Consider the following 24,240-nt stretch of genomic DNA (forward strand, 5'->3'; position numbering starts at 1 on the left):
GCACGCGGGAGAGGGGTCTCGACGCATCAGTCCCGGAACAGTCGCGGCACCCAGCGCAGGTACAGCAGCATCCCCAGCAGTTCCACCAGCGACTGCGTCACCACCACCACCGCCGCGATCGACCAGCCCTGCGGCAGTGCCAGCGCCAGCGGCAGCACCACGAACGAGTTGCGGGTGCCGAGGCTGAAGCACAGCGTGCGGCCGTGGCGGGCGGGCAGGCGCAACATCCGCGCCAGCGCCTTGGCGATCAGCGCTGCACCCAGCAGGTAGGCCGCGAACAGCGGCACCAGCAGAGGCAGGGTGTCGGCCGCGGCCCGCACCGTCGCCGCCTGCGAGGCGGCCACCAGCAGCACCACCACGGCCAGCAGCGGTACCGGCCACCAGGCCAAACGTTCGCGCAAGGATTCGCGCGCCGGTTGCCGGCCGATCCAGCGCTCGGTGGCGAATGCGGCGGCCAGTGGCACCAGCACCACGCCTGCGGCCGACCATGCCGATGCCGCCGGCACCCCCTGCAGCGACGGCACCCCGGGCAGCCCCCACAGGTAGAGCGGCAACAGCAGCAACTGCAGCAGCAGGTTGAGCGGGGTCACCGCGATCGCCCGCGAGGTGTCGCCGCCGCCCATCTGCGCGAAACCGATGAACCAGTCGGTGCAGGGCACCAGCAGCACCAGCGCCACGCCCAGTCGCAGCGCCGGGTCGGCCGGCAGCAGCTGCACCAGCGCGAACACCAGCAGTGGCACCAGCAGGAAGTTGCCGGTCACCACCGCGACCAGGAAGCGCCGGTCGCCGAAGGCCGCCCGCAGCTGCAGCAGCGGCACCTGCGCGAAGGCGGCATACAGCAACAGCACCAGCGCCGGCCACAGCAGCAGTTCGCCGGATGCACGCACTTCCGGGAGCACGCCGCCCAGCACCAGGCCGGTGGCAATGGCGGCCAGATAGATCCACACCTGGTGGCGTTCGAGTTGCAGGCGGGTCATTGGCGCTCCGGTTCTCTGAATGCGTGCCGGCGGGGGCCGGAGGCGCGCCACGCCCGTGCGATGCCATTTCAGGCCGCGCCTGTCATGACGCGTTGCGCAACGCGAGTTTACGGCGCACTGGCTATCATCTCCGGCCCCGTGAAGTGTGCCGAGACCCTTTCGCATGACTGTCGCCGCCACCTTCGAGATCGAGTACCTGCAATACCTGGGCCCGGACGGACGTTTCGTCGCCGAGCCGCCGGCCGATCTCGCCGATCCACAGCGCATCCTCGAGCTGTTCAAGGAAATGCTGTTCGTCCGTACCTTCGACAGCAAGGCCATCGCCCTGCAGCGCACCGGCAAGCTCGGCACCTACGCCGCCTGCCTGGGCCACGAAGCCACCCATATCGGCATCGGCGCCTCGATGCGCCCCGAGGACCTGCTCGCACCCAGCTACCGCGAATATGGCGCGCAGTTCATGCGCGGCGTCAAACCGCGCGACGTGCTGATGTACTGGGGCGGCGACGAGCGCGGCAACGATTTCGAGATCCCGCGCCACGACCTGCCCTGGTGCGTGCCGATCGCCACCCAGTGCCTGCACGCGGCCGGTGCCGCGCTGGCATTCAAGCTCCGCGGCGAGCCGCGCGTGGCGGTGACCTGCTGCGGTGACGGCGGCAGCTCCAAGACCGACACCTACGCCGCGATCAACTCCGCCGGCGCCTACGAACTGCCGTTCGTGCAGTGCATCGTCAACAACGGCTGGGCGATCTCGGTGCCGCGCACCGCGCAGACCGGCGCGAAGACGCTGGCGCAGAAGGGCCTCGCCGGCGGGCTGTACTGCCTACAGGTGGACGGCAACGACCTGTTCGCGGTGCTGGAAGGCATGCGCCGGGCGATGGACCGCGCCCGCAACGGCGAAGGCGGCACCGTCATCGAGTTCATGACCTACCGCCTGCACGACCACACCACTGCCGACGACGCACGCCGCTACCGCGACGACGCCGAGGTCAAGGCCGCGTGGGAGAAGGAGCCCTTCATCCGCCTGCGCAACTGGCTCACCGCGCAGGGCATGTGGGACGAGGCGCAGGAAAAGGCCTGGGCCGAGGAATGCGGCAAACGCGTCGACGCCGAGATCAACGCCTACCTCGAATCGAAAGTCCAACCGGTCGAAGCAATGTTCGATTATCTCTACGCCGATCCACCCGCCGAGCTGCTCGCCCAGCGCGAGGACGCCATTGCCCGGGAGCAGCGTCGATGAGCGCCGCCAACGCGAACGCCGCCGATGCGGCGAACCCGATCACCCTGATCGAGGCGGTCACCCAGGCGTTGGCCTGGGAGATGCGCAACGACGATTCGGTGGTGGTGCTGGGCGAGGACGTCGGCGTCAACGGCGGCGTGTTCCGCGCCACCGCCGGCCTGCATGCGCAGTTCGGTTCCAGCCGGGTGATCGACACCCCGCTCGACGAGACCACCATCGCCGGCCTGACCGTCGGCATGTCGCTGCAGGGCATGAAGCCGGTGGCCGAGGCGCAGTTCGACGGCTTCGTCTACCCGATGCTCGACCACATCATCTGCCACGCCGCGCGGTTCCGTACCCGCACCCGTGGCCGCCTGCACTGCCCGATGGTGCTGCGCGTGCCGTGGGGCGGCGGCATCCGTGCACCGGAGCACCACTCCGAGGCCAACGAGGCGATGTTCACCAACGTCCCCGGCCTGCGCGTGGTGATGCCGTCGTCGCCGGCGCGCGCCTATGGGCTGCTGCTCGCGGCGATCCGCGACCCCGACCCGGTGATCTACTTCGAGCCCAAGCGCATCTACCGCCAGTACAAGGAACTCGTGCCCGACGACGGCGAGGCGCTGCCGCTGGACGTGTGCTACGTGCTGCGCGACGGCACCGACGTCACCCTGGTGACCTGGGGCGCGCAGGTGAAGGAGGCTCTCGAGGCTGCCGACCAGCTGGCTGCCGAAGGCATCAGCGCCGAGGTCATCGACGTCGCCACGCTGAAACCCCTCGACTTCGACACCATCGCCGAATCGGTCACCCGTACCGGCCGCTGCGTGATCGTGCACGAGGCGCCGCGCACCGCGGGCTTCGGCGCCGAGATCGCCGCGCGCCTGGCCGAGGACTGCATGTACGACCTGCTGGCACCGGTCGAGCGCGTCACCGGCTACGACACCCACATCCCGCTGTTCCGGCTGGAAATGAAGTACCTGCCGACGACCGCGCGCGTGGTCGAGGCGGCAAAGCGGGTGATGGCGGCAGGCTGACGCCACACTTGCGGCGCGACGGCCGCGAGCGGTGGCTGCGTTGCGTACCCTTCTCCCGCCCGCGGGAGAAGGTGCCCCCGAAGGGGCGGATGAGGGCAACTGCCGCTCGCTCCTGCCCTCACCCCCTGCCCCTCTCCCGCGCACGGGAGAGGGGTTGTTCTTTCGCGTCACACAATGTTCCTGCGAGGACCGACATGGCTGACACCAAATCCTTCAAGCTTCCCGATCTCGGCGAAGGCCTGCCCGATGCGACCATCGTCGAGTGGGCGGTCAAGGTCGGCGACATCATCCGCCTCGACGAGCCGCTGGTCTCGATGGAGACCGCAAAGGCCGTGGTCGACGTGCCGTCGCCGGTCTCGGGCAAGGTGTTGAAGCTCGCCGGCGCGCCCGGTGACGTGATCGAGACCGGCGCGGTGCTGGCCGAGTTCGAGATCGACCCGAACCTGCCGCAACGCGCGGAAGGCCAGGACACCGGCCACCACCATGGCCCCACCCCCGGCAAGGGCGTCGGCACCCAGGATCCGGCGCCGGACGACCGCGTGGTCGCCTCCAGCGAGGGCGGCGCGATCGAAGCCACCGACGAACCGCAGCCGGAAGCGAAATCCGAGCCGGGCGCGCGCGCCGACAGCGGCACCGTGGTCGGTGCGATGCATTCCTCGGACGCGGTGGTTGCCGAACAGGCGAGCTCGGCCGGCGGCGTCAAGGCAATGCCGGCTGTGCGTGCGATGGCGCGCAAGCTCAAGGTCGACATCAGCCGCGTGCGCGCTACCGGCAGCGACGGCGTGGTGACCATGGCCGACGTCAAGCAGGCCGCCGCCAACGGCAGCGCGCCGATGGGTAGCGCCCGCGCAGCTGAGGGTGAGGGCAATGCCGCGTCGTCGCCCTCATCCGCCCCGCGGGCACCTTCTCCCGCAGGCGGGAGGAGGGACGCCGACCAGCGCACCGCGATGTCCGCCTCCGGCAAGCCGATGCGCACCCAGCCGCCGTCGGTGTCCGCCAGCGGCCAGCCGGAGCAGCTCAAGGGCGTGCGCCGCAACATGGCGCGGGTGATGGCCGATGCCCATGCGAAAGTCGTGCCGACCACGCTGGTGGACGATGCCGATCTGCACGGCTGGATCGGCAAGCAGGACATCACCGCACGCCTGGTGCGCGCGATCTGCGCCGCGTGCAAGGCGGTGCCCGCGCTCAATGCCTGGTTCGACGGCGACAGGCTGGTGCGCACCATGCACCCGCATGTGGATATCGGCATCGCCGTGGACACCGACGACGGCCTGTTCGTGCCGGCGCTGCGCAATGCCGACGTGCTCGACGCCGCCGGCGTGCGTTCGGCGATCCAGCGCCTGCGCGCGCAGGTCGAGGACCGCAGCATCCCGGCCAGCGAGCTGTCGGGCTACACCATCAGCCTGTCCAACTTCGGCATGTTCGCCGGCCGCTACGCGACCCCGGTGGTGGTGCCGCCGACGGTGGCCATCGTCGGTGCCGGCAAGCTGTCGCAGGACGTGGTCGCGGTGATGGGCGGCATCGAGGTGCACCGCCGCATGCCGATCTCTCTGACCTTCGACCACCGCGCCTGCACCGGTGGCGAGGCGGCGCGCTTCCTGCGCGCGCTGCTGGACGACCTCGCCCTGCCGAACTGAGGCCACGGCCGGCTTCCGCCACGCGCGGGGAGCCGGCGCCACCGCCCGTCGCACGCCCATCCGCCCGGTCCCGCGCCGGGCGCATGCTGTGGCTCCATCCATGCGGAACCGCCGTCATGCCGCACCACAGCCGCCTGTCCACGTTCGTGCTCGACTGCGAGGTCGACGACCTCGCGCCCCACGTCGCCTTCTGGTCGCAGGCGCTCGGCAAGCCGGTGCGAAGCGCCGACGAGGATGGCGACGGCCGCTACGCGACGCTGGCCACCGCCGACGACGAGCCGATCCTGCTGCTGCAGAAGGTCGACCACGCATCGCGCATCCACCTCGACATCGAAAGCGACGACATCGACGCCGAGGCCGACCGCCTGGAGGCACTGGGCGCCAAACGGATCGGCTTCGTCAAACGCTGGTGGGTGATGGAGGCCCCGAGCGGCCACCGCTTCTGCGTGATCCGCCCGCAACGCGAGACGTTCGGGCCACACCTCAACCGCTGGGGCTGAGCGCGCTGCGGCCTGCAGCGCATGTCGAGGGCCGCTCCGCCATGGCGGCCGGTACGCATGACCGGCACTGCCTGCGACCTGCCGCGCGATGCGCCGGGCGATGCCTGGCGCACGTCCTGCTCAGGCGGATTGCGCGCTGGCGAGCTGGCGGTCCAGCCAGACCGCCAGGCCCTGGGCGTTGAGTTCGATGTCCATGCCGAGCAGTGCCGGAATCACCTGCGCCGCGTCCTTGACGCCGTGCCGGCGCGCGCGCTCGACGTACAACGCCTCCAGCCCTTCGACCAGCCGCGCCTGGCGGTCGGGCGCCTGCGCCAGCGGGCGTGCCAGCGCGACCATCGCATCGACCTGCGCGATGAGGTCGGTGCCCAGGCGCTGGCAGTCGCCGACGCCGCCGAAGTGCGTCAGGTACACCCGCGCCGGCGCCTCGGCCAGCATGCGGCGCACCGAGGCCTTCATCGCGTCCGGATCGAACTGCACCGGGGAGCTGGTCGGGATCACGAACGCGCCGCGCGCGGTATCCAGTTCGCGGTAGGAGATGCCGAACACGTCGCCGCTGAACCAGCTGCGCGCGCGCGCGTCCCACACCGACAGATGGTGCAGCGCGTGGCCGGGCGTGTGCACGCAGGCCAGCGTGCGCCCGGCCAGCTCGACGCCGTGGCCATCGCCGGCGGCAATCACCCGTTCGGCAGGCACCGGGATCAGCGCGCCATAGCTGCGCTCGAATTCGTCGTCGCCGTAGACGGCACGTGCGCTGGCGGACAGGCGCGCCGGGTCGATCATGTGCGGTGCCCCGCGCGGGTGCACCACGAGGCTGGCATTCGGCAGCTCCCGCATCAGGCCGCCCGCGCCGCCGGCATGGTCGAGATGCACGTGGGTCAGGATCACCACGTCGACCGCCTCGCGCGCAACGCCACGGGCGTCGAGCGCCGCCAGCAGCTGCGGCACGCTGCGGCTGGTGCCGCTGTCGATGAAGGCGGCGCGCCCGGCCTCCACCACCAGGTAGGCCGCGCAGAAGGCGGCGCGCTGGTAGCCGGTATCGATGGTCACGATGCCGTGCGGTTCGCTCATGGCGCACCCTGTCGCAGGAACACGCGGCAAGTGTAGGCAGCCGGGCGCCGCTCCGGGATTGGGCTTTGGTCGCAGGGGATCGCGTCGCCCCCTAACGGCGCCGCCGCAGCCAGGCCGCGCGCACGAAGAACGCCAGTGTCATCACCGCCAGGTACACGCCATACCCCACCGCGGTGGCGAGGATCTGCTGCCAGATGCCGCCATAGGTGGGATCGGCGGTGTGGAACGACCAGTGGATGCTGTAGACGAACGCCACCACCGACAGCGCGATCGCAACGACGTCGAACACCCGCCGCGCAACGCCACGCGGCTGCCGCGGATACGCCCAGAACAGCACGCTCAGGATCAGAAACCACGGCAGGAACAGGATCAGCGCGAGGTTGATCTCGACCAGCGCGTTCATGCCGCGGCCGCCGCCTCGCGCAGGCGTGCCAGCGCATCCTCGAGCGCATCGATGGCAAGGCCCTCGCCCAGCGTGCCGATGACCTGCCCGTCCAGCAGCACCGAGCCGGCGTCAACGCCCGTCGACAGCGCCGCGTCGCCACGCCTGAGCCGCGCGATCAGCTGCCCGGCATCGCGCGGCGCATCGAAACGCGCACCCTGCAGAAGCAGTGCATCCCCGTCGACCAGCTTGAACGAGAAGCCGGTGTCCTCGCGGTACTGCTTGAACACCGGCAGCGCGCGGGCCGTCTCCGCTGCGGGCTCCGCATCGCTGCGCACGGCACCAGCCGACAGGTCACGCAGGCCGACCGCATGGCGCAGCTGGGCCAGCAGCGGTGTCGCGTAGCGCTCGCGCAGGCGTCGCGCGCCATCGCGCAGGATGTCCTCGATATCGCCCGGACGCGCCATCAGCGTGTTGTAGCGCTCGCGCAGGGGTGCGATCTCCGCGTCCACGCGCTCGAACAGGCGCTGCTTCGCATCGCCCCAGCCGATGCCGTCGGCATAGGCCTGCGCGAAGGCGGCGGTTTCCTCTTTCGAGGCGAACGCCTGGTAGAGCTGGAACAGCGCGGAGCCTTCGGTGTCCTTCGGCTCGCCCGGCGCGCGCGAGTCGGTGACGATCGAGAACACCAGCTTGCGCAACTCCTCCCGCGGCACGAACAGCGGGATGGTGTTGCCATAACTCTTGCTCATCTTGCGGCCGTCGAGCCCCGGTAACGTCGCCACCTGCTCGTCGATCACCGCTTCGGGCAGGGTGAACCAGTCGCGGCCATAGACATGGTTGAAGCGCTGGCCGAAATCGCGCGCCATCTCGATGTGCTGGATCTGGTCGCGGCCCACCGGCACCCGGTCGGCATTGAAGATGAGGATATCGGCGGCCATCAGCACCGGGTACATGAAGAGCCCCGCGCTGACGCCGGCATCGTCGTCCTCGCCGTCGGCGCGGTTGCGGTCCACCGCCGCCTTGTAGGCGTGCGCGCGGTTGAGGATGCCCTTGCCGGCCACGCAGGTCAGGAACCAGGTGAGCTCGGTGATCTCGGGAATGTCGCTCTGGCGGTAGAACCACACCGTCTGCGGATCGAGCCCCGCGGCCAGCCAGGTGGCGGCGATTTCCAGCGTCGAGCGCTGCGTCATCGCCGGGTCCTGGGCCTTGATCAGACTGTGCAGGTCGGCGAGGAAATAGAAGCTCTCGGCACCCGGCGCGCGGCTGGCGGCGATCGCGGGGCGGACCGCGCCCACATAGTTGCCCAGATGGGGCGTGCCGGAGGTGGTGATACCGGTAAGGACGCGGGTGGCGCGGATCGCGGACATCGGCGGAAGGCCAGGCATTGCGGAAAGCGGCAAGTCTACCGGCCCCTCCGGCGCCTTGCCCCCGGCGCGGCCGGCACAACGAAAAAGGGACCGGCCGGAGCCGGTCCCTGTTTTGCATGCGGTCGCTTACAGGGTGCGTTCGAAGTCGCGCACTTCGTCCTCTGCGCGCTGTTTCTCCCAGCCGTACTTTTCCTGCAGCTTGCCGGCAAGGTACTTGCCGTCGCCTTCGGCGACGTCGAAGACGTCGTCGGTGAGGTCGCCCCAGCGAGCCTGGGCCTTGCCCTTCAGCTGCGTCCACTTGCCCGAGATGATGTCCTTGTTCATGGCGTTGCCCTTTTCAGTGTTGTGGTGACGCCTCCACATTCGCCCAGTCAGAATTAAATCGGGGTCAACGTTTCGTTCGCTTTCGATCAGGTCGATGAACGTGCAGACAGCAACCCCGGCGCATGAATCGCGGGTTTGAAGCGCTCGGATCGCGCAAATGAAAGAGCCGGCTTGCGCCGGCTCGATCAGTGACACGGTTGCGGGTTCGATCAGTCGCGGCCGGTGCCGCCGGTGTTGTCAGCCGCATCCTCGAGCTTGCCGCCGACCTTCTGGACGTCCTGACCGGCGCCCTTCATGGTGTTGCACGCCGTCATCGTACCGACGGAGAAAAGGGCGAACAGCAGCAGGGCAGTAAAACGCTTCATGGAAGTCTCCTGGCGGAATGGGGTGGGTCGCCGGATGCGGCCCGTGGCGCCAAGTAAGCGCAGGCAGCCGTGAACGCCACGTCGACTCCACCCGATCCGCGCCACTGCGCCGCTATCCTGTTCAGGCTCTCGCCGGCGCCGCGCCCGCCTGGCCCACGAGGATCAGTCGCGCATCAGGGTGGACTTGCCGAACAGGCTCTCCACCAGGTCGACCGCGAGTTCGGCGGTGCGGTTGCGTTCGTCCAGCGCAGGGCTTACCTCGACCACGTCCAGCGAACCCATGCGCCCGGTGTCGGCGATCATTTCCATCACCAGCTGCGCCTCGCGGTAATTCAGTCCGCCCGGCACCCGGGTGCCGGTACCCGGCGCGATGCTGGGGTCGAGCACGTCGACATCGAAACTCACGTGCAGATGGGTATCGTCGTCGAGGTCCGCCAGCGCGGCTTCCATCGTGCGCTTCATGCCGACCTCGTCGATGTAGCGCATGTCGTAGATGTCGAGCCCGTGCTCCTTGACCATGCGCTTCTCCTCCTGGTCGACCGAGCGGATGCCGACCTGGGTGATCTGCGCGGGAGTGATCGCCGGGACATGGCCGCCGATGCCGGTCAGCACGTCCGGGCCGATGCCGCACAGGCAGGACACCGGCATGCCGTGGATGTTGCCCGAGGGGGTGACCTGGCTGGTGTTGAAGTCGGCATGCGCATCGAGCCAGAGCACCCGCAACCGGCGCCCGGTCGCGCGGCAGTGCGCGGCCACCGCGGCAATCGAGCCGATCGCAAGCGAATGGTCGCCGCCCAGCACCACCGGCATCCGCCCGGCCTCGAGTTCGCGCAGCGAGGCCTGCATCAGCGCCTCGTTCCAGACCACCACGCCCGCCAGATGCCGGTAGCCGTCCATCGGCGGTTCCACCGGGTTGGGCGGCCCGGCGAGGTTGCCGCGGTCCTCCACTTCGATCCCGCGCGAGCGCAGCGCCTGCGCCAGTCCGGCAATCCGCAGCGCGTCCGGGCCGAGACGGGCACCGAGGTGGCCGGCGCCGATGTCGGTGGGGACGCCGATCAGTGAAACCGGAGGAAAGGTGCGGCGCATGCGGATCCCCTGTGCGTGGACGGACCCGGAACGGGCGCCCACGCGCCCGCCGGGCGGCGCGAGTCTAGCATCGCCCCCCGGCGCGCCTTCCGACGGTCACGTCGGAGCGCCGCTACGCAGGGCGGGAGAATGGGAACCGGCTGCCCCCTGTGCGGGGGCATGGCCACGTGGAGCGTGACGGCTTCCCCGACCTGAATGGGGGAAACCCCGGCCATCGCCTGCTGCATGCACGCAGCCATGACGGCACGCGTCGCAACGTTGGCCCATGAAATCCCGGTCCCAGATCGATACCGAACTCCGGCACCTGCAGCAGCGGCTGCAGGCACTCCGCGCGGACTTGCCACCCGACGAAGCGCGTGAAGCATTCGCACGCGAGGCCGAACCACTGACGGCCGACCCGCCCGCCGAGCTGGACGCCTACATCCAGGGCCGCATCCACACGATGCTGGTGGAGGCCGGGCTGATCGAGGACGAATCACCGACCGGGTGAGGCCAACCCGCGGCAGATCAGCCCACGTCCGTTGACAGATTTTTAACAGCGCCGTCCCTAGGGTCGGCACCCCTGATGGGGGGTTCCAATGCGGTCCAATGCAGTTTCGCCAGCCGATGAGCTCGGTGACGAGTCACGGCAGTTCGCGCTGTTGCTGGACTCCGTCACCGACTACGCCATCTACATGCTCGATCCGCGCGGCTATATCCGCACCTGGAACCGCGGCGGCAGCCGGATCAAGGGCTACGACGCCGCCGACGTGATCGGCACGCACTTCTCGCGCTTCTATACCGCCCGCGACGTCGAGCAGGGCCTGCCGCTGCGCAACCTCGAGACCGCGCGCCAGGATGGCCGCTTCGAAGCCGAGGCCTGGCGGGCGCGCAAGGACGGGTCGCGCTTCCGCGCCAGTGTGGTGATCGACCCGATCTTCAAGGACGACCAGCTGCTGGGCTACGCCAAGGTCACCCGCGACATCACCGAACGCTACAAGGCCGAGCGGCGGCTGCAGGAGGCGCAGCAGGCGCTGATGCAGGCGCAGAAGATGGAGGCCATCGGCAAGCTGACGCTCGGCCTCGCGCACGACTTCAACAACCTGCTGACCGTGGTCGTCAACAGCCTGGACCTGATCGACGCGCGCACCCGTGACGAGGGCATCGGCCGTTATGTGCTCACCGCGATGCGTGCCGCCGAGCGCGGCGTGCTGCTGACCCGGCAGCTGCTGACCTTCGGCAGCGGCCAGACCCTGGCACTCGAAACCACCGACCTCAACGAACTGCTGCGCGAGAACATCGAACTGCTGCAGCGCGCGGCCGGCGATGGCATCGAGGTGCGGCTGGCACTTGCCGACGAACCGCTGGTGGCCGACATCGACCGTGCGCAGTTCGAAGCCGCGGTGCTGAACCTCGTCAGCAACAGCCGCGACGCGATCCTGCCCTCGCCCGGTATCATCGCGATCAACCTGTCCTGCCGGCAGACCCGCGATCCCGCCTCGAGCCACGCAGGCACGCGCCCGTTCCTGACGGTGGAAGTGGTCGATGACGGCCCCGGCATCCCGGCCGAGCATCACCAGCGCGTGTTCGAGCCGTTCTTCACCACCAAGGAAGTGGGACAGGGCAGCGGCCTGGGGCTGAGCCAGGTCTTCGGTTTCGCGTCGCAGTCCGGCGGTTTCGTCCATCTGCGCAGCGAGCCGGGGCAAGGCACCGCCGTCACCATCCACCTGCCGGCACGAGAACACTGATGACCCGGGGCAAGATCCTGTTCGTCGAGGACGAAGCCGACCTGCGCAACCTGATCGCGGAAGTGCTGGCCGACCTCGGGTTCGATGCCGCCACCGCCGCCGACGGGCATGCGGCGATCGCCCTGCTCGAAGGCGGGCAGCGCTTCGACCATGTGATCTCCGACGTCAGCATGCCCAATGGCATCAGCGGTCTCGATGTCGCCGCCGCCGCGGCGCGCCTGCAGCCGGAGGCCAAGGTCACGCTGGCCTCCGGATACCAGCGCGCGCAGCTGCCGCCACTGCCGGCCGACGTCGGCTTCCTGCCCAAGCCCTACCACGTGCGGCAGCTGCTGCAGGTGCTCGACGCCGGCGGCCCCTGACGCGAGCGCACGAAAAAGGCGACCTTGCGGTCGCCTTTTCATGAGCTGGTGCCGCTTGTCCGAATCGAACGGACGACCTACGGTTTACAAGACCGTTGCTCTACCAACTGAGCTAAAGCGGCGGAAGACGGGCGACGGGCGCAATGCGGCAGCCGGCGCGGCGCGATTCTAGCAGCCGTGGTGGCCAGCGGCCGCGCACCGGTCCCGGATCAGGGCCATGCCGCGCAGTCCAGCGCCGTCGCCTGTTGTGCCGCCGCGGCACGTTGCGCCCGGTCAAGGGCGAAACCGGGTTCCACTTCGATGTCGAGCCAGCGGCGGCCATCGGTACCGCCGAGCGGCTCCGCCTGCGCGGGAAAGCCCGCGGCCTGCAGCGTCGCGGCGTGGCGGCGGGCGCTCTCCTCGCTGCCGAAGCGGCCCAGCGCCACGGCATTGGCATCGTTGCCACCGAGGATGAAGTGATCGGTGAACCCCGCGGCGGCCAGTCGCGCGGTGACCGCCTGCGCCGCGGCCCGGTCGGCCTGCGCGGGCAGCAGCACCCGCCAGCCGCGTGCGCTGCCTGCGGCCGGCACGTGCACGGCGAGCCGGCGCACGTCGGCGGCCAACGCGTCGCGCGCGCGGGCCACGGCCGCCTGGTCGGCGAACGGGCCGAGTCGATGACAGCTGGTCGCTGTCGTGCCCGTGGCGGCGTCGCCACCGGCGCTGTCATCCGAGGCCCGCTCGACCAGCGGTGCGCCGGCAGCCGGTGCCGCGTCGGCGGCCTGCGCCGCGGTTCCGCGAACCTGCGGCGTCGCCTCGGCCAGCAGCTGCAGGCGCGGAACACCGACGGGCGGCTCCGGTGCCGGGTGCGGGGCCGGATCCGGGCGCAACAGCCACCACAGCCCGACGCCGAGGTTGAGGGCGATCAGCAGGACGACAGTTGCGCGCGCGAACATGCGCGGATTCTAGGCCGGATTGCCGCCACGCTGCCGCGTCATTCAGCGCGTGCCCAGCGGGCCATGCCTTCCAGCACCAGGGTCGGCGCGGCGATCGCATCGCCGATGCCCGCGAGCACGGTCGCGGCACCGCCGCCATGCACGAGCACCGTCGGCGTGGTGCCGGCAAGGGCAATGGCGTCACGGCGGCTGGCCTCCACCAGTGCGCACGCCGCACCCTCGCAGCCGGAGGCCAGCGCATCGGCGGTGTCGTCGGCGAATGCGACCGCCTGCCCGCCCTGCAGCGGCAGGTGCGGCGCGCGGCGATGCAGGCTTTCGCGCATCAGTGCCGGCGACGGCGCGATGCGGCCACCGCGGTGGCGGCCATCGCGATCGAGCAGGTCGATGGTGAGCGCGGTGCCGACGCCCACCAGCAGCCACGGCCCCGGGCCACGCGCATGCGCACCGATCAGGGCCAGGAAACGGTCGACGCCCAGGCGCTGCGGGTCCGCGTAGGCGATGCGCATGGCGGCGAACTCCGCCTGCGTCTGCACGCGCGACACCCGCCCGCAGCGGCCGCCCAGCGCCGCCAGCAGCGAGGCGCGTAGCGGCGCCGGTGCGACGCTGGCCAGCACCGCGGAATCGATCCGTGCCGGCAGTGCGGCGGCCCAGTCGTCGCGCAGCGCGCGGCCGTCATGGGCGACCGCGAAACCCTCGCCGACGCGGCCGTCCTCGAGCGGCGCACATTTGAGCCGCGTGTTGCCGAGGTCGAACAGCCACTCAACCATGTGCACGCCTGCGCAGGCTGACTTCACCGGCGTGCAGCTCGCGCTTGCCGGCATCGGTATCCACCCGCAATGCGCCGTCGGCGGCGATGCCCAGCGCGGTGCCGGTGGTCACGCGGCTGCCATCGTGGATCTCGACCGGCATGTCGCGCAGCGCATCGAAGGTACGGTAACGCGGCAGGAACGGCGCCAGGCCCTCGCGGCCGAAGGTCTCCAGCGCCGGCAGCAACCGCGAGATCACGCCGGCGGCAAGCGCGTTGCGCAGCGGCGCGGCCACGCCCAGCCGGCGCAGGTCGGTCCAGGGCTGATCGATGGCCGCAGCGGCGTCATCGGGCATCGCGACATTGACGCCGATGCCGATCACCGCGCGCACCGGGCCGGCATGCTCGCCACCGCCCTCGATCAGCAACCCGCCGAGTTTCCGCAGTCCGTTGCCATCCTCCACCACCAGGTCGTTCGGCCACTTCAGCCGTGCCGGCACGCCCAGCTGCGCCACCGCCTCCGCCACGCAGACACCGGCCACCAGGCTCAGCCCGCCCAGCCGCGCGAGCCCGCCGTCGAAGCCCAGGGCAACCGACAGGTAGAGGTTGGCCGCCAGTGGCGATGCCCATTCGCGCCCGCGCCGGCCGCGGCCGCCGGTCTGGCGCTCGGCAAGCAACACCGCGGCGCCGCGCGCCGGCAGCGGCTGGCGCAGCAGTTCGCTGTTGGTGGAATCCAGCGTCCACGCGACCTCGAGCGTCGCCAGCAGCGCACTGGCCGGCGCGGTCAGGCCGGCACGGATGGCGTCGGCATCCAGCAGGTCGAGCGGCGCGGCGAGCGCGTAGCCGCGGCCGGCCCGGGCGTCGATGCGCAGGCCGGCGGCACGCAGTGCCTCGATGCGTTTCCACACCGCCGCGCGGCTCAGGCCGTACTCGCGCGCGAGCACGTCGCCGGACACGGGTCCTGCGGCGAGGCGTTGGAGAAGTGCACGCTCCAGGCTCAATCCGGCTCCATCGCAGGCCGCGGCGGCGCCACGGTGGCCGGGCAGGATGCCCAGCCTGCACACGCGGCGCAACCGCGCTATAGTCCGGGGTCGACCCTGCCCCGCAACGGCCGCCCCATGCTCCTGCGAATCGCACTGATGCTGCTGATCGCCTCCGCCAGCGTCCCGCTGCTGGCTGCCGAAGGACGCCAGGCTCCCGGCCGTGACGGCTGCCCGGTGGCCGAGGACGATCCCACCAACCCGCGCCCTGCCGCCGAGCGCCTGCCCGCAGGCCCGGCCGACGCCGCCGACCGCGGCGGTGCCGGCAATCGCGGTGGTTCCGAAGGCGGCGCACGCATGCCGCGCTGGCACAGCTTCCTCCCGGGCATGTTCCGCTGACCGGAACGCGGTCGGCACTGCACCGCTGACATTGCTGCAACGCCGATGACACGCTGGCTGCAGCGGCTGCGGCCGCGTCCGGAAGCGCCACCCGCGGCGGCGTGGAACACCGTGCGAAGCCGCGCCACCCTGGTTGCCCGCCTTGACCCGGAACGCGACCAGCGCCTGCGCGAACTTACCGGCGAATTCCTGCATCGCAAGACGATCACGCCGGTGGCCGGCCTGGCCCTGGACGACGGGCAGCGCACGCTGCTTGCCGCGCTGTGCTGCCTGCCGCTGCTGGAGTTCGGCGGCGAAGGCCTGCACGGCTGGTCGCAGCTGATCGTCTACCCGGATGCGTTCCGGGTGAACCGCACCCATGTCGATGCCGCGGGCGTGCTGCACGAATGGGAGGACGAGCTGATCGGCGAGGCCTGGGAAGCCGGCCCGCTGATCCTGTCGTGGGCGGACGTGGAATCCGACCTCGACACTCCCGATGCGGGCTTCTGCGTGGCGGTGCACGAGATGGCCCACAAGCTCGACGCGCTCGATGGCGTGCTCGACGGCACGCCGGCACTGCCGCGTGACTGGCAGCGCGATTGGGCGCGCGATTTCCAGCAGGCCTTCGACGGTTTCGTCGCCCATCTCGATGGTGGCGGCGAGAGCGGGATCGACCCCTACGCCGCCGAAGCGCCGGAAGAGTTCTTCGCGGTATGCAGCGAATACCACTTCAGCGCACCCGCGCTGCTGCGCGAGGAGCTGCCGACGGTGGCCGCGCACCTGCAGCGCTTCTACGGCCCTTCCCCGCTCGCCTGAGCCCGCCTACAGGCCCGGCGGGAACACCACCTCGAAGCGCGTGCCGCCCAGTTCCGGCGACGGGCCGACGCGCAGTTCGCCGCGATAGCTGCCGACGATGTCCTGCACGATCGCCAGGCCGATGCCGTGGCCCTGCACACGCTCGTCGCCGCGCACGCCACGCTGCAGCACATGGGCGATGCGGTCGGGCGCGATACCGGCGCCGTCATCGTCCACCGCCAGGGTGATGCCCGGGCGGCGGTCGGGCTGCGGCTCACCCGACTTCACCGTCAGCAGCACCCGGCCCTTCGCCCACTTGAAGGCGTTCTCCAGCAGGTTGCCCAGCAGTTCCTGCAGGTCGCCCGGCTCGCCGTGGAAGCGCGCCACCGGATCGATGTCGAACTCGCAGATCACCCCCTGCGCCGCGTAGATCTTCTCCAGCCCGCGCACGATCTCCTCGGCGTAGGGCTCGATCTCCACCGGCGCCGCGAACAGCTTGTGGCCGCTGGATGCCGCGCGGCCCAGCTGGTAGCCGACCAGGTCGTTCATCCGCCGCAGCTGGATCTGCAGTTCGTCGCGCAGCTCCTCGTCGCTGGCGCCGGCTTCCAGCCGCGTGCGCAGCACCGCCAGTGGCGTCTTGAGGCTGTGCGCGAGGTCGGACATCGTGTTGCGCTGGTGCTCGAGGTTCTGCCGTTCGCTCTCGATCAGCGCGTTGATGCTGTCGGTCAGCGGTTCGAGTTCGCGCGGGTGCAGTTCGCCCATGCGGTTGGCCTGCCCGCGCTGCACGCGCTTGAGTTCGCTGATGACCTTGCGCAGCGGGCGCAGGCTCCAGCGCAGCACCAGCGCCTGCAGCATCAGCAGCACGATGCCGGCGACGCCGAGATAGCGCCACAGCGCCTGCCGGAACACCTGCACCTGGCGCGGCAGCGTGCCGGCGTCCTCGAGGATGTACACCGTGTAGGGCAGCTCGGTCTCGACGCCACCGCTCTCGCGCACCAGCGCGAAGCCGCGGCCGTAGCGGATCACTTCGCCGGGCTGGTCGGCGCTGTCGCTGATCGGCAGCGGGCCGTCGATCTTTTCCTGCCCCGGTTCCAGCAGCTCGAGTTCCGGCAGCCGCGGCCCGTGCGCGGAGCCGGACATCCACGCGCTGCCCTCGAGCACGATGGCCGCGTAGGTGCCGCTGCCGGGGCGTTCGAAACGCTCGTCGGGCGGTGCGTCGGGCGGGATGATGCTGTTGTCGCGCGCGAACTCGACATCCCCGGCATAGGTGAGTGCGAAGCCGCGCAGGCGGTCGCGCTGGCCCTGGCTTGCGACGTCGACGAAAGCGCTGTCGAGCGCATAGCCGGCCAGCGCAAGGAACGCGACCAGGCCGAGGCTTGCGGCCAGCATCTGCCGCGACTGCAGCGAGCGTGGCCGCCACGCCAGTGCGCGCCGGGGGCGGGTAACAGGACTCATGGATCAGTGCAGGATGCCACGCGGCTCGCGCGCGGCACGGCCCACGCACCGGGACGCGCCCGGTACGCGATCAGCCTTCGTTGCTGCGCGGGATCGCAAACCGGTAACCACGACCACGCACCGTCTCGATCGGCTTGAGGGTGCCGTCCGGGTCGAGCTTCTTGCGCAGGCGGCCGATGAAGACCTCCAGCACGTTGGAGTCGCGGTCGAAGTCCTGCTGGTAGATGTGCTCGGTGAGGTCGGCCTTCGAGACCAGTTCGCCCGCATGCATCATCAGGTACTCGAGCACCTTGTACTCGTAGCTGGTGAGGTCCACGTTCTGCCCATGCACGCTGACGGTCTGCGCGGCGAGGTCCAGCGTGACCGGGCCGCATTCCAGCGTCGGCTTGCTCCAGCCGGCGGCGCGGCGCACCAGCGCGTTGATGCGCGCCAGCAGTTCCTCGACATGGAAGGGCTTGACCAGGTAGTCGTCGGCGCCCTGCTTGAGGCCATCAACCTTGTCCTGCCAGCTGGAACGCGCGGTCAGGATCAGCACCGGGAACTGCTTGCCCTCGTCGCGCAGCGCCTTGATCAGCTCCATGCCCGACATCTTCGGCAGCCCGAGGTCGATGATGCCGACGTCGAAGGGCACCTCGCGGCCCATGTACAGGCCTTCCTCGCCGTCCTGGGCGGCATCGACGGCATAGCCTTCGCGCTTGAGGCGGGCAGCGAGGGTTTCGCGCAGGGGTGCTTCGTCTTCGACGAGGAGGATACGCATCGGTCGAACTCCGTGTCAGGAGGGTCGGGAGGGAGACCCTATGCGTTCAAGTATCTGAACTCAATCGTCGCGGCTGCGTGTACGCGGCCGTGCCGCCGTTCCACGCTGCTGCGGATCGTCCTCGTACACCCGGACCCGACCCCGATCGTCCATCACCTTGATGCGGTTGATCTCGCGCCCGTCCATGTGCATGCGCTCCGCACTCAGCACCTGGCCGCGGGCCTCGCTGCGCACGCGGCGGATGGAGTCGCCCATCGCATCCTGTCCCCGCGGCCACTGGCCCTGTTGCTGTGCCGCCCGGCCGTCACGCGACTGCGCCTGCGCGCCCCCGGCAGCCGCCATCGCAACGGCGATCAGGCAGGGCAACGCGAGACGAAGCGGGACAGGCATGATCGAGCATCCGGGAAGCGAAGGAACGGCACCGCGCAGTGCAGCGCACGGGAGCCAGTCTCGAAGCCATGCAGTGAATCCGTCCTTAACTTTTTCGTCAACACCCTGACGATGTTCAGGCGCGCGTGACAGAACCCGCGTGGCCACGTCGGCAGGCCGGATTATGCGTTCAGGCAGCTTCGGCGCCGGCCTGCCAACCCGTCGCGGCGAGCGCGCGTTCGACCAGCGCCCAGTCCGCGCCGGGCCGGTGCGCACCCTCGCTCAGCACCTGGCGGAACTGCCGCCCCCCGGGCTGGCCCTGGAACAGGCCGAGCACGTGGCGGACGATGTGCTTGAGTGCCACGCCGGCGGCAAGCTGCGCCTCGACATACTGACGCATCGCCACGAGCAATGCCGCGCGCGAACGCGGCGCGCGTCCCGACAGCGTGCAGTCGAGCCGATGCAGCAGATAGGGGTCGTGATACGCGGCGCGGCCGAGCATCACGCCGTCCACGTGCTCGAGGTGTGCGAGTGCGGAGACTTCATCGGCGATGCCGCCGTTGAGCAGCACGACGAGATCGCCAAGTTCGCGCTTGAGCCGGTACGCCCAGTCGTAACGCAGCGGTGGCACCTCGCGGTTTTCCTTCGGGCTCAGGCCTTTGAGCCACGCATTGCGCGCATGCACGATCACCTGGTCGGCGCCGGCCGCGGCCACCGTATCGACGAATGCACGGAAGCGTTCGTACTCGCTGTCGTCATCGACACCCAGGCGGCACTTCACCGTGACCGGGATCGCATGGCCCGACGCGGCCACCGCCTCGCGCATCGCCGCGACGCACTCGGCCACCAGCGCTGGCTCGCGCATCAGGCAGGCGCCGAAGCGCCCCGCCTGCACGCGGTCGGACGGGCAGCCGCAGTTGAGGTTGACCTCGTCGAAGCCGTGCCCGGCGACGATCGCCGCCGCCTGTGCAAGCAGCGCGGGATCGCTGCCACCCAGCTGCAGCGCGACCGGATGCTCGACCGGATCCATCGCCAGCAGCCGCGAGCGGTCGCCGAGGATCACCGCGTTGGCATGCACCATCTCGGTGTACAGCAGCGCGCCGGGCGCAAGCAGCCGGTGGAACACCCGGCAATGGGTATCCGTCCAGTCCATCATCGGCGCAACTGAAAGACGAAGAGAGGCCGCATAGCGCAATTTCTCGCGCTGATCCAATGAGTTACCCAAGTTTTCGGGATGCTCAGTTGCGGTCATGATCGGTCAATTTCGGCTGTTTCCGGGTTTGAAGTGTAACGCGTGGTGCAACACAAAGACCGTTGTTACACTCCAGGCATGGGCTCAATCCTCACCCGCCGCCGGAAGAACGGATCGCTAGGTTACACGGCCATCATCCGCCTCAAGCGCGATGGCAAGACCGTCGTTTCGGAGTCGGCCACCTTCGACCGGCGCCAATTGGCCAACGAGTGGATGCGTCGGCGCGAAGCCGAGCTGGACCAGCAGCGCGCACGCGGCGAACCGCTGGGCAGGGGCTCCACCGTCGCCGAGCTGCTGGCCTGGTACGGGCAAAACATCAAAGAGCTGACGCCTTGGGGTCGCACCAAGGAAGCGGATCTCAGACGCCTGGCGGGATACGAGATCTCCAAGAAGAATGCCCTGCGCCTGACGGCAGGGGATTACATCGCGCACGTCGAAGCTCGCCGGCGAGAGGGGGCCGGCCCAGCCACCGCTAACAATGACCTGATCTGGCTGCGCGGGGTCTTCCGCACCGCCCGCGCGTCACTGGGCCTGCCGATCAACCTGCAGTTGCTCGAGGACGCCTCGCACGAGCTGAGGCAGCGCCGAGTCGTCGCCAAGCCGAAGCAGCGCCAGCGCCGGGTAACGCCTGCGGAAGAAAAGGCGTTGCTCGACCACTTCGCTGTCCGCGACGTGCGCGCGGAGATCCCAATGGCCGACATCATCCGCTTCGCGCTGGCGACCGCCCGACGCCAGGAAGAGATCACCCGGCTCAAATGGGCCGACCTCGATCGCGACAAGGGCATCGCCTGGCTGGACGACGTGAAGCACCCGCGCAAGAAGGTCGGCAACCGCCGCGCCTTCCGCTTGCTGTCCGAAGCCTGGGAGATCATCGACCGGCAGCCCAAGGTCATGGCGGAGGGGCCGGACGGGAAGCAGACGCCGGATCCGCGCGTGTTCCCTTACAACCCGAAGTCGATCGGCGCCAACTTCACCCGTGCCTGCCGGCTCCGCGGCCTGGAAGACCTCCGCTTCCACGACCTGCGCCACGAGGCGACATCCCGGCTGTTCGAGCGGGGCTATGACATTCCGGAAGTTGCTCAGTTCACCCTGCATGAATCGTGGACGACCCTGAAGCGCTACACCCATCTTCGGCCAGAGCACGTCGAGGAACGCCCGGCGAAGGCGTCCAGCTGACTCACTTGCCGTTTATATCAATACGGATATACTCATGCCCGTCAAGCCAATCGAGTTCCTCGGAGACTCCCTGCGTAGCCTGCGGGAGTTCCCGGATGACGCGAAGCGGGACGCCGGATACCAACTGGATCGTGTGCAGCATGGATTGCAGCCCGACGACTTCAAGCCCATGCCGACGATCGGCAAGGGCGTCGAGGAGATCCGGGTGCGGGACGACAGCGGCACGTACCGCGTCATCTACACCGCCCGATTGGCCGACGCGGTCTACGTCCTCCATGCCTTCCAGAAGAAGACACAGGCCACGTCGAAACGGGACATCGAGTTGGCGAAGCAACGTTTTGTCCTCCTGAGCAGGAAGTGACCATGAGCAAGACCACGACCAAGCCCGACCGATTCGCCAGCGTCTGGGATGCGCTTGCAGACTCCGCCGAGGAAGCAGCCAACCTGAAGGTGCGCGCCGAACTCATGCGCAAGATCGCAGCACTCGTGCAGGACAAGGACTGGACGCAAGCCGTGGCTGCCGAACAGTGCGGTATCAGCCAGCCGCGTATCAATGACCTGCTGCGCGGCCGTATTGGCCGCTTCTCGCTCGACGCGCTGGTGAACATCGCGGCCGCCCTTGGCCAGCAGGTGCATGTAGAGCTGGAAGCCGCATAGTCCTCATGGAGTAGTCGCAATGAACAAACACGCCTCCGAAGAAGTCCAGATCGAGCTGCACACCACAGAGCCACCGGACGGATCCGGCATCACTTCGCGGTCGCCTATCGATGAGTTGGTCGCCGGCATGATCCGGACGATGGAGGAGATCCAACGTGATCCCCTCCTCCATCACCGGCTCAGCCAGCGGGGCTTCTGATGTCCCAGCGCCCTATCCAACTGGGTCCCGATCCAAATCGCTCGTACCTGGAGCGATGGAACGAACTCCATCCGGACCGCTACGGAAGGCCGGACACCTACGACGAGTCCGACGGCGCTTGGCTCCAGCAGAATGGCGAAGGCGACGGCAGCACCAGCCCTACCACCGGAGGTCTCCTCGAGACTTTCCTCGGCTTGGTCATCCTCGTCTTGGCGCCACTTGCGGGAGGGATCGCAACTGTTCTGCTCTATCGGTTGACCGGGCCTGACGATCTCACGTCTGGATGGGTGTTCGGCTATGTCGCAGCATTCCTTGTCAGCACCTTGGCCGCTGCCCTCCTCGTCTTCTCGCTCGACACACTGGCGAGCATCGCGGCAATCCTGGGCCAGCGGGTCCCTGTGGAACTGGAAGCGACATAGCTCTTTGCCCGGAAGCCAACGGAGGATGCAGGATGAAATCGCACACGCCGGCACGCCGCATTTGCAGTCAAGTTTTTCTCGTGCTTGTAGCGCTGGGAAGCGCGGCTTGTAGCGCGCGGTCGGATCGTCTTACCGTTACCAGCATTTCAGCAGAGGAAGTGGCATCCAGCGCCCAAACCGCGGACATTGTCGCCACCGCGATTCTGGAAGACGTTCGTCACGAGAATTATCCAGACACGATGGATGGGACCATGGTGTGGAGAGTCACACGTTGCCATTCGGGGACTTGTGTTGCGGGAGAGCAACTGAAGACCCGTTTTAGCGGTCCGTTCTCCACGAGCGGAGAGTTCTGCGCTTTGCCAAACGGATGTCTGAAGCGCAAATCGCTGGAGAGCTACCGGGATGAAATCTTCTTGGTCACCTTCACGCGCGCACCGTATTTGCAACAGGTGGCAGCGAGGCAAGGAACTCCACAAGAGGGCTATCTCAGCCTCAATCGCGGTTACTACCTCATTAGCCAAGGCGCGCTTTATCACAACGACAAGCACAGATTGATCAATGCACGCTATGAGGAAGTCAGGAGCCTGCTAACAGAAGAATGATGAAAGGCACCTGCGCTCCGCCAGCGACGATGATCGACACCAGCGAAGAAGAGTCGTTGGCTAGCTGTTTTCCAGGGAAAGAGGAGACCGGTTGCCGCGTGGCCCCAGACGGTGCCCCGATCTCACAGGTAGTCTGGCGGGACGCGGCAGTGTTCGCTCTCTGACCGGGAGAAGCGCGCGTCCGGGCCGGCGTCATCAATGAGCGCCCAACACCGCTTGAGCGCATCCCAGACCTGCTTCCGCGTCATCCCGCGATCGTTCGCGAGGTTGTCGATCACCCAGGGCCGCACTCGGGAATGATGCGCGCTCGATGGCGTCCCGACGCTCATGATCGTCCCTTCGCCGCACGCGGAGCGAAGCGCCTGCACCCCGGCGTCTCGCTCATCGACGCCCCGCGGCCCAGCCCAGGTCATACGTTCCCCGATACGCGGAAGCGGCTGGTCGGTGCCCGGCGCCTGCAGGGCCAGGTAGCCCGCGTCGTCGCGCACCAGCGCGATGTCGCGGTCGAAGATCACCAGCGCTTCCTCCCCGCCCCCCTCCTGCGCGGCGAGGCGAAAGCAGCCGTCGCGCAAAATGACACGCCCGGAGTGCAGCGCAAGCGTGGTCACCGCAGGCACCCGGTCGTGCCTGGGCACGAGGCGCACCAGCGGCGCAAGCGCGGGATCGAGCGCATCCGCGTTCGGCGACGGGGTGAAGACCAACTCGATCTGCGCAGGCAACCGCCAGCCCTCGGCACGGGCGATCGACCGGAATGTCGCTTCGTCGACCTGCAGGTCGAACCGCACCACGCCGTCGAACTCGTACACGTTCCCGACGCCCAGCCGGTGCGGAGCAAAGCGTGCGTTCCATTCATCGGCCAAGGGCTGCAGCTCCGCGGCGGGGCGACCGCCGTCGATCGCGGCGAAGCGCGGATCGTCCGTGTAGCGGGCCAGCGTGGCGACCGCATCGGTCTGGAACTGGAACGCGAAGCGCGGCGCCGGATCGCGGATGACGCGAACCCCGATGTAGTTCCGCCCTTCCTGTTCCTGCAGTTTTCGCGCCAGGGCCATGGCGGCCTGGCGTGCGTCCTCGGGAGGATTGGCGTGCAGTTCCATTGCCATTGCCGTGGCCGTGCTCATTCGCTCCCGGTCCGATGGCGGCGGCGCATCCGCATACGGCACCGGCGGCGCCGTCAGAACGGTGGCGAAGCCCGAAGCCTCGATGGTGGGCCGGACAGGCCACCGCTCTCCCTCTCGGTCTGAAATGCGGGCGCATGAGGTAGCGGCCAGCATGGCAAACAGGATCAGCGGGATTGCGCACGCAAAAAACGGCAAGGTCGAAGGCTGCCTGCGGCTTGGGTAGTGTTGGGGGCCGGATTCGTTCACGTCAGGCATGTCTGGGGACGCCGGAGGGAGAACGTGCAGCATGGCCGGGTGGGGTTGGTTGTGGTGTCTGCAGTCGGCGGATGCAGGAAGGCCATCGAAGCGCGACGGTCAGCGTCGATCC

Annotated in this window: 30 protein-coding genes and 1 tRNA gene; 15 read left to right on the plus strand and 16 right to left on the minus strand. The window is 69.0% G+C overall.

The window, feature by feature from the left end; genetic code table 11:
* Positions 1-26 precede the first annotated feature (26 nt).
* A complete protein-coding gene (locus LDO11_RS13945; protein WP_232142065.1) occupies positions 27-977 on the minus strand; it encodes an arsenic resistance protein in 951 nt (316 codons plus the stop codon).
* Positions 978-1,140: 163 nt separating this feature from the next.
* On the opposite strand from LDO11_RS13945, the gene pdhA reads away from it, so the two are divergent.
* The 4 genes from pdhA (at position 1,141) to LDO11_RS13965 (ending at position 5,361) form a co-directional block, all read left to right on the plus strand.
* Positions 1,141-2,214, plus strand: a complete 1,074-nt coding sequence (gene pdhA, locus LDO11_RS13950) for a pyruvate dehydrogenase (acetyl-transferring) E1 component subunit alpha (RefSeq protein ID WP_232142066.1) — start codon at positions 1,141-1,143, stop codon at positions 2,212-2,214.
* Positions 2,211-3,224, plus strand: coding sequence for an alpha-ketoacid dehydrogenase subunit beta (locus LDO11_RS13955; RefSeq protein ID WP_232142067.1), 1,014 nt, complete (start codon positions 2,211-2,213; stop codon positions 3,222-3,224). Before pdhA ends, LDO11_RS13955 begins: the two co-directional genes overlap by 4 nt.
* A gap of 194 nt (positions 3,225-3,418) precedes the next feature.
* A complete protein-coding gene (locus LDO11_RS13960) occupies positions 3,419-4,861 on the plus strand; it encodes a dihydrolipoamide acetyltransferase family protein (protein ID WP_232142068.1) in 1,443 nt (480 codons plus the stop codon).
* A 116-nt stretch (positions 4,862-4,977) separates the two neighbouring features.
* Positions 4,978-5,361, plus strand: coding sequence for a VOC family protein (locus LDO11_RS13965; RefSeq protein ID WP_232142069.1), 384 nt, complete (start codon positions 4,978-4,980; stop codon positions 5,359-5,361).
* A 120-nt stretch (positions 5,362-5,481) separates the two neighbouring features.
* On the opposite strand, the gene LDO11_RS13970 is transcribed toward LDO11_RS13965, so the two are convergent.
* From LDO11_RS13970 to rocF, 6 genes are all read right to left on the minus strand, one after another.
* Positions 5,482-6,429 carry an MBL fold metallo-hydrolase gene (locus LDO11_RS13970; RefSeq protein ID WP_232142070.1) on the minus strand — a complete coding sequence of 316 codons (948 nt, stop codon included), beginning with the start codon at positions 6,427-6,429 and terminating at the stop codon, positions 5,482-5,484.
* 91 nt (positions 6,430-6,520) lie between these two features.
* Complete coding sequence (locus LDO11_RS13975) at positions 6,521-6,832, minus strand: hypothetical protein (protein ID WP_232142071.1); 312 nt, start codon at positions 6,830-6,832, stop codon at positions 6,521-6,523.
* Entirely contained in the window at positions 6,829-8,178 is a 1,350-nt protein-coding gene (locus tag LDO11_RS13980) for a tryptophan--tRNA ligase (protein WP_232142072.1), read from the minus strand. The genes LDO11_RS13975 and LDO11_RS13980 overlap by 4 nt, the downstream gene beginning before the upstream one ends.
* Positions 8,179-8,304: 126 nt before the next feature.
* Positions 8,305-8,502: a CsbD family protein gene (locus LDO11_RS13985; RefSeq protein ID WP_129135062.1), complete on the minus strand. Its 198-nt coding sequence runs from the start codon at positions 8,500-8,502 to the stop codon at positions 8,305-8,307.
* Positions 8,503-8,711: 209 nt separating this feature from the next.
* Positions 8,712-8,867 (minus strand): entericidin A/B family lipoprotein, encoded by a 156-nt coding sequence (locus tag LDO11_RS13990; RefSeq protein ID WP_232142073.1) that lies wholly within the window; start codon positions 8,865-8,867, stop codon positions 8,712-8,714.
* Positions 8,868-9,029: 162 nt separating this feature from the next.
* Positions 9,030-9,953 carry an arginase gene (gene rocF / locus LDO11_RS13995; RefSeq protein ID WP_232142074.1) on the minus strand — a complete coding sequence of 308 codons (924 nt, stop codon included), beginning with the start codon at positions 9,951-9,953 and terminating at the stop codon, positions 9,030-9,032.
* 265 nt (positions 9,954-10,218) lie between these two features.
* On the opposite strand from rocF, the gene LDO11_RS14000 reads away from it, so the two are divergent.
* The 3 genes from LDO11_RS14000 (at position 10,219) to LDO11_RS14010 (ending at position 12,039) form a co-directional block, all read left to right on the plus strand.
* Positions 10,219-10,443: a hypothetical protein gene (locus tag LDO11_RS14000; RefSeq protein WP_232142075.1), complete on the plus strand. Its 225-nt coding sequence runs from the start codon at positions 10,219-10,221 to the stop codon at positions 10,441-10,443.
* An 88-nt stretch (positions 10,444-10,531) separates the two neighbouring features.
* Positions 10,532-11,680 (plus strand): two-component system sensor histidine kinase NtrB, encoded by a 1,149-nt coding sequence (locus tag LDO11_RS14005; RefSeq protein WP_232142076.1) that lies wholly within the window; start codon positions 10,532-10,534, stop codon positions 11,678-11,680.
* The gene (locus LDO11_RS14010) at positions 11,680-12,039 is read left to right on the plus strand and encodes a response regulator (protein WP_232142077.1); all 360 of its coding nucleotides are present in this window, start codon (positions 11,680-11,682) and stop codon (positions 12,037-12,039) included. Before LDO11_RS14005 ends, LDO11_RS14010 begins: the two co-directional genes overlap by 1 nt.
* A 46-nt stretch (positions 12,040-12,085) precedes the next feature.
* On the opposite strand, the gene LDO11_RS14015 is transcribed toward LDO11_RS14010, so the two are convergent.
* The 4 genes from LDO11_RS14015 to birA all read right to left on the minus strand — a co-directional run bounded on the left by LDO11_RS14015 (position 12,086) and on the right by birA (position 14,711).
* A tRNA-Thr gene (locus tag LDO11_RS14015) sits at positions 12,086-12,161 on the minus strand.
* An 87-nt stretch (positions 12,162-12,248) separates the two neighbouring features.
* Entirely contained in the window at positions 12,249-12,971 is a 723-nt protein-coding gene (locus LDO11_RS14020) for an SPOR domain-containing protein (RefSeq protein WP_232142078.1), read from the minus strand.
* A gap of 38 nt (positions 12,972-13,009) precedes the next feature.
* Positions 13,010-13,738, minus strand: coding sequence for a type III pantothenate kinase (locus tag LDO11_RS14025; protein WP_232142079.1), 729 nt, complete (start codon positions 13,736-13,738; stop codon positions 13,010-13,012).
* Positions 13,731-14,711 carry a bifunctional biotin--[acetyl-CoA-carboxylase] ligase/biotin operon repressor BirA gene (birA, locus tag LDO11_RS14030; protein WP_232142122.1) on the minus strand — a complete coding sequence of 327 codons (981 nt, stop codon included), beginning with the start codon at positions 14,709-14,711 and terminating at the stop codon, positions 13,731-13,733. Before birA ends, LDO11_RS14025 begins: the two co-directional genes overlap by 8 nt.
* 123 nt (positions 14,712-14,834) lie before the next feature.
* Between birA and LDO11_RS14035 the strand changes: the two genes are divergently transcribed.
* The gene (locus tag LDO11_RS14035; RefSeq protein ID WP_232142080.1) at positions 14,835-15,095 is read left to right on the plus strand and encodes a hypothetical protein; all 261 of its coding nucleotides are present in this window, start codon (positions 14,835-14,837) and stop codon (positions 15,093-15,095) included.
* A 45-nt stretch (positions 15,096-15,140) separates the two neighbouring features.
* On the plus strand, positions 15,141-15,890 hold the full coding sequence (locus tag LDO11_RS14040; protein ID WP_232142081.1) for a M90 family metallopeptidase: 750 nt from the start codon (positions 15,141-15,143) through the stop codon (positions 15,888-15,890).
* A 6-nt stretch (positions 15,891-15,896) separates the two neighbouring features.
* On the opposite strand, the gene LDO11_RS14045 is transcribed toward LDO11_RS14040, so the two are convergent.
* The 4 genes from LDO11_RS14045 to dusA form a co-directional block, all read right to left on the minus strand.
* Positions 15,897-17,273, minus strand: a complete 1,377-nt coding sequence (locus LDO11_RS14045) for an ATP-binding protein (RefSeq protein WP_232142123.1) — start codon at positions 17,271-17,273, stop codon at positions 15,897-15,899.
* Between the two features lie 121 nt (positions 17,274-17,394).
* On the minus strand, positions 17,395-18,081 hold the full coding sequence (locus LDO11_RS14050) for a response regulator transcription factor (protein ID WP_100324350.1): 687 nt from the start codon (positions 18,079-18,081) through the stop codon (positions 17,395-17,397).
* 60 nt (positions 18,082-18,141) lie between these two features.
* On the minus strand, positions 18,142-18,471 hold the full coding sequence (locus tag LDO11_RS14055; RefSeq protein ID WP_232142082.1) for a hypothetical protein: 330 nt from the start codon (positions 18,469-18,471) through the stop codon (positions 18,142-18,144).
* A gap of 169 nt (positions 18,472-18,640) precedes the next feature.
* On the minus strand, positions 18,641-19,702 hold the full coding sequence (dusA, locus tag LDO11_RS14060; protein WP_255683497.1) for a tRNA dihydrouridine(20/20a) synthase DusA: 1,062 nt from the start codon (positions 19,700-19,702) through the stop codon (positions 18,641-18,643).
* Positions 19,703-19,780: 78 nt separating this feature from the next.
* Here dusA and LDO11_RS14065 point away from each other — a divergent pair, with 78 nt between their 5' ends.
* Genes LDO11_RS14065 through LDO11_RS14090 form a run of 6 tightly spaced genes read left to right on the plus strand, consistent with a single transcriptional unit; the run spans position 19,781 to position 22,755 of the window.
* The gene (locus tag LDO11_RS14065; protein ID WP_232142084.1) at positions 19,781-20,878 is read left to right on the plus strand and encodes a site-specific integrase; all 1,098 of its coding nucleotides are present in this window, start codon (positions 19,781-19,783) and stop codon (positions 20,876-20,878) included.
* A gap of 34 nt (positions 20,879-20,912) precedes the next feature.
* Entirely contained in the window at positions 20,913-21,239 is a 327-nt protein-coding gene (locus LDO11_RS14070) for a type II toxin-antitoxin system RelE/ParE family toxin (protein WP_232142085.1), read from the plus strand.
* A 2-nt stretch (positions 21,240-21,241) separates the two neighbouring features.
* A complete protein-coding gene (locus LDO11_RS14075) occupies positions 21,242-21,535 on the plus strand; it encodes a helix-turn-helix domain-containing protein (protein WP_232142086.1) in 294 nt (97 codons plus the stop codon).
* A gap of 19 nt (positions 21,536-21,554) precedes the next feature.
* The gene (locus tag LDO11_RS14080; protein WP_232142087.1) at positions 21,555-21,734 is read left to right on the plus strand and encodes a hypothetical protein; all 180 of its coding nucleotides are present in this window, start codon (positions 21,555-21,557) and stop codon (positions 21,732-21,734) included.
* Positions 21,734-22,153: a hypothetical protein gene (locus LDO11_RS14085; protein WP_232142088.1), complete on the plus strand. Its 420-nt coding sequence runs from the start codon at positions 21,734-21,736 to the stop codon at positions 22,151-22,153. The genes LDO11_RS14080 and LDO11_RS14085 overlap by 1 nt, the downstream gene beginning before the upstream one ends.
* Before the next feature lie 32 nt (positions 22,154-22,185).
* On the plus strand, positions 22,186-22,755 hold the full coding sequence (locus tag LDO11_RS14090) for a hypothetical protein (RefSeq protein WP_232142089.1): 570 nt from the start codon (positions 22,186-22,188) through the stop codon (positions 22,753-22,755).
* Positions 22,756-22,877: 122 nt separating this feature from the next.
* Here LDO11_RS14090 and LDO11_RS14095 read toward each other — a convergent pair whose 3' ends face one another.
* The gene (locus LDO11_RS14095; RefSeq protein WP_232142090.1) at positions 22,878-24,119 is read right to left on the minus strand and encodes a hypothetical protein; all 1,242 of its coding nucleotides are present in this window, start codon (positions 24,117-24,119) and stop codon (positions 22,878-22,880) included.
* Between the last annotated feature and the right edge of the window lie 121 nt (positions 24,120-24,240).

The organism is Alterluteimonas muca (assembly GCF_021191595.1).
GTDB lineage: Bacteria > Pseudomonadota > Gammaproteobacteria > Xanthomonadales > Xanthomonadaceae > Luteimonas > Luteimonas muca.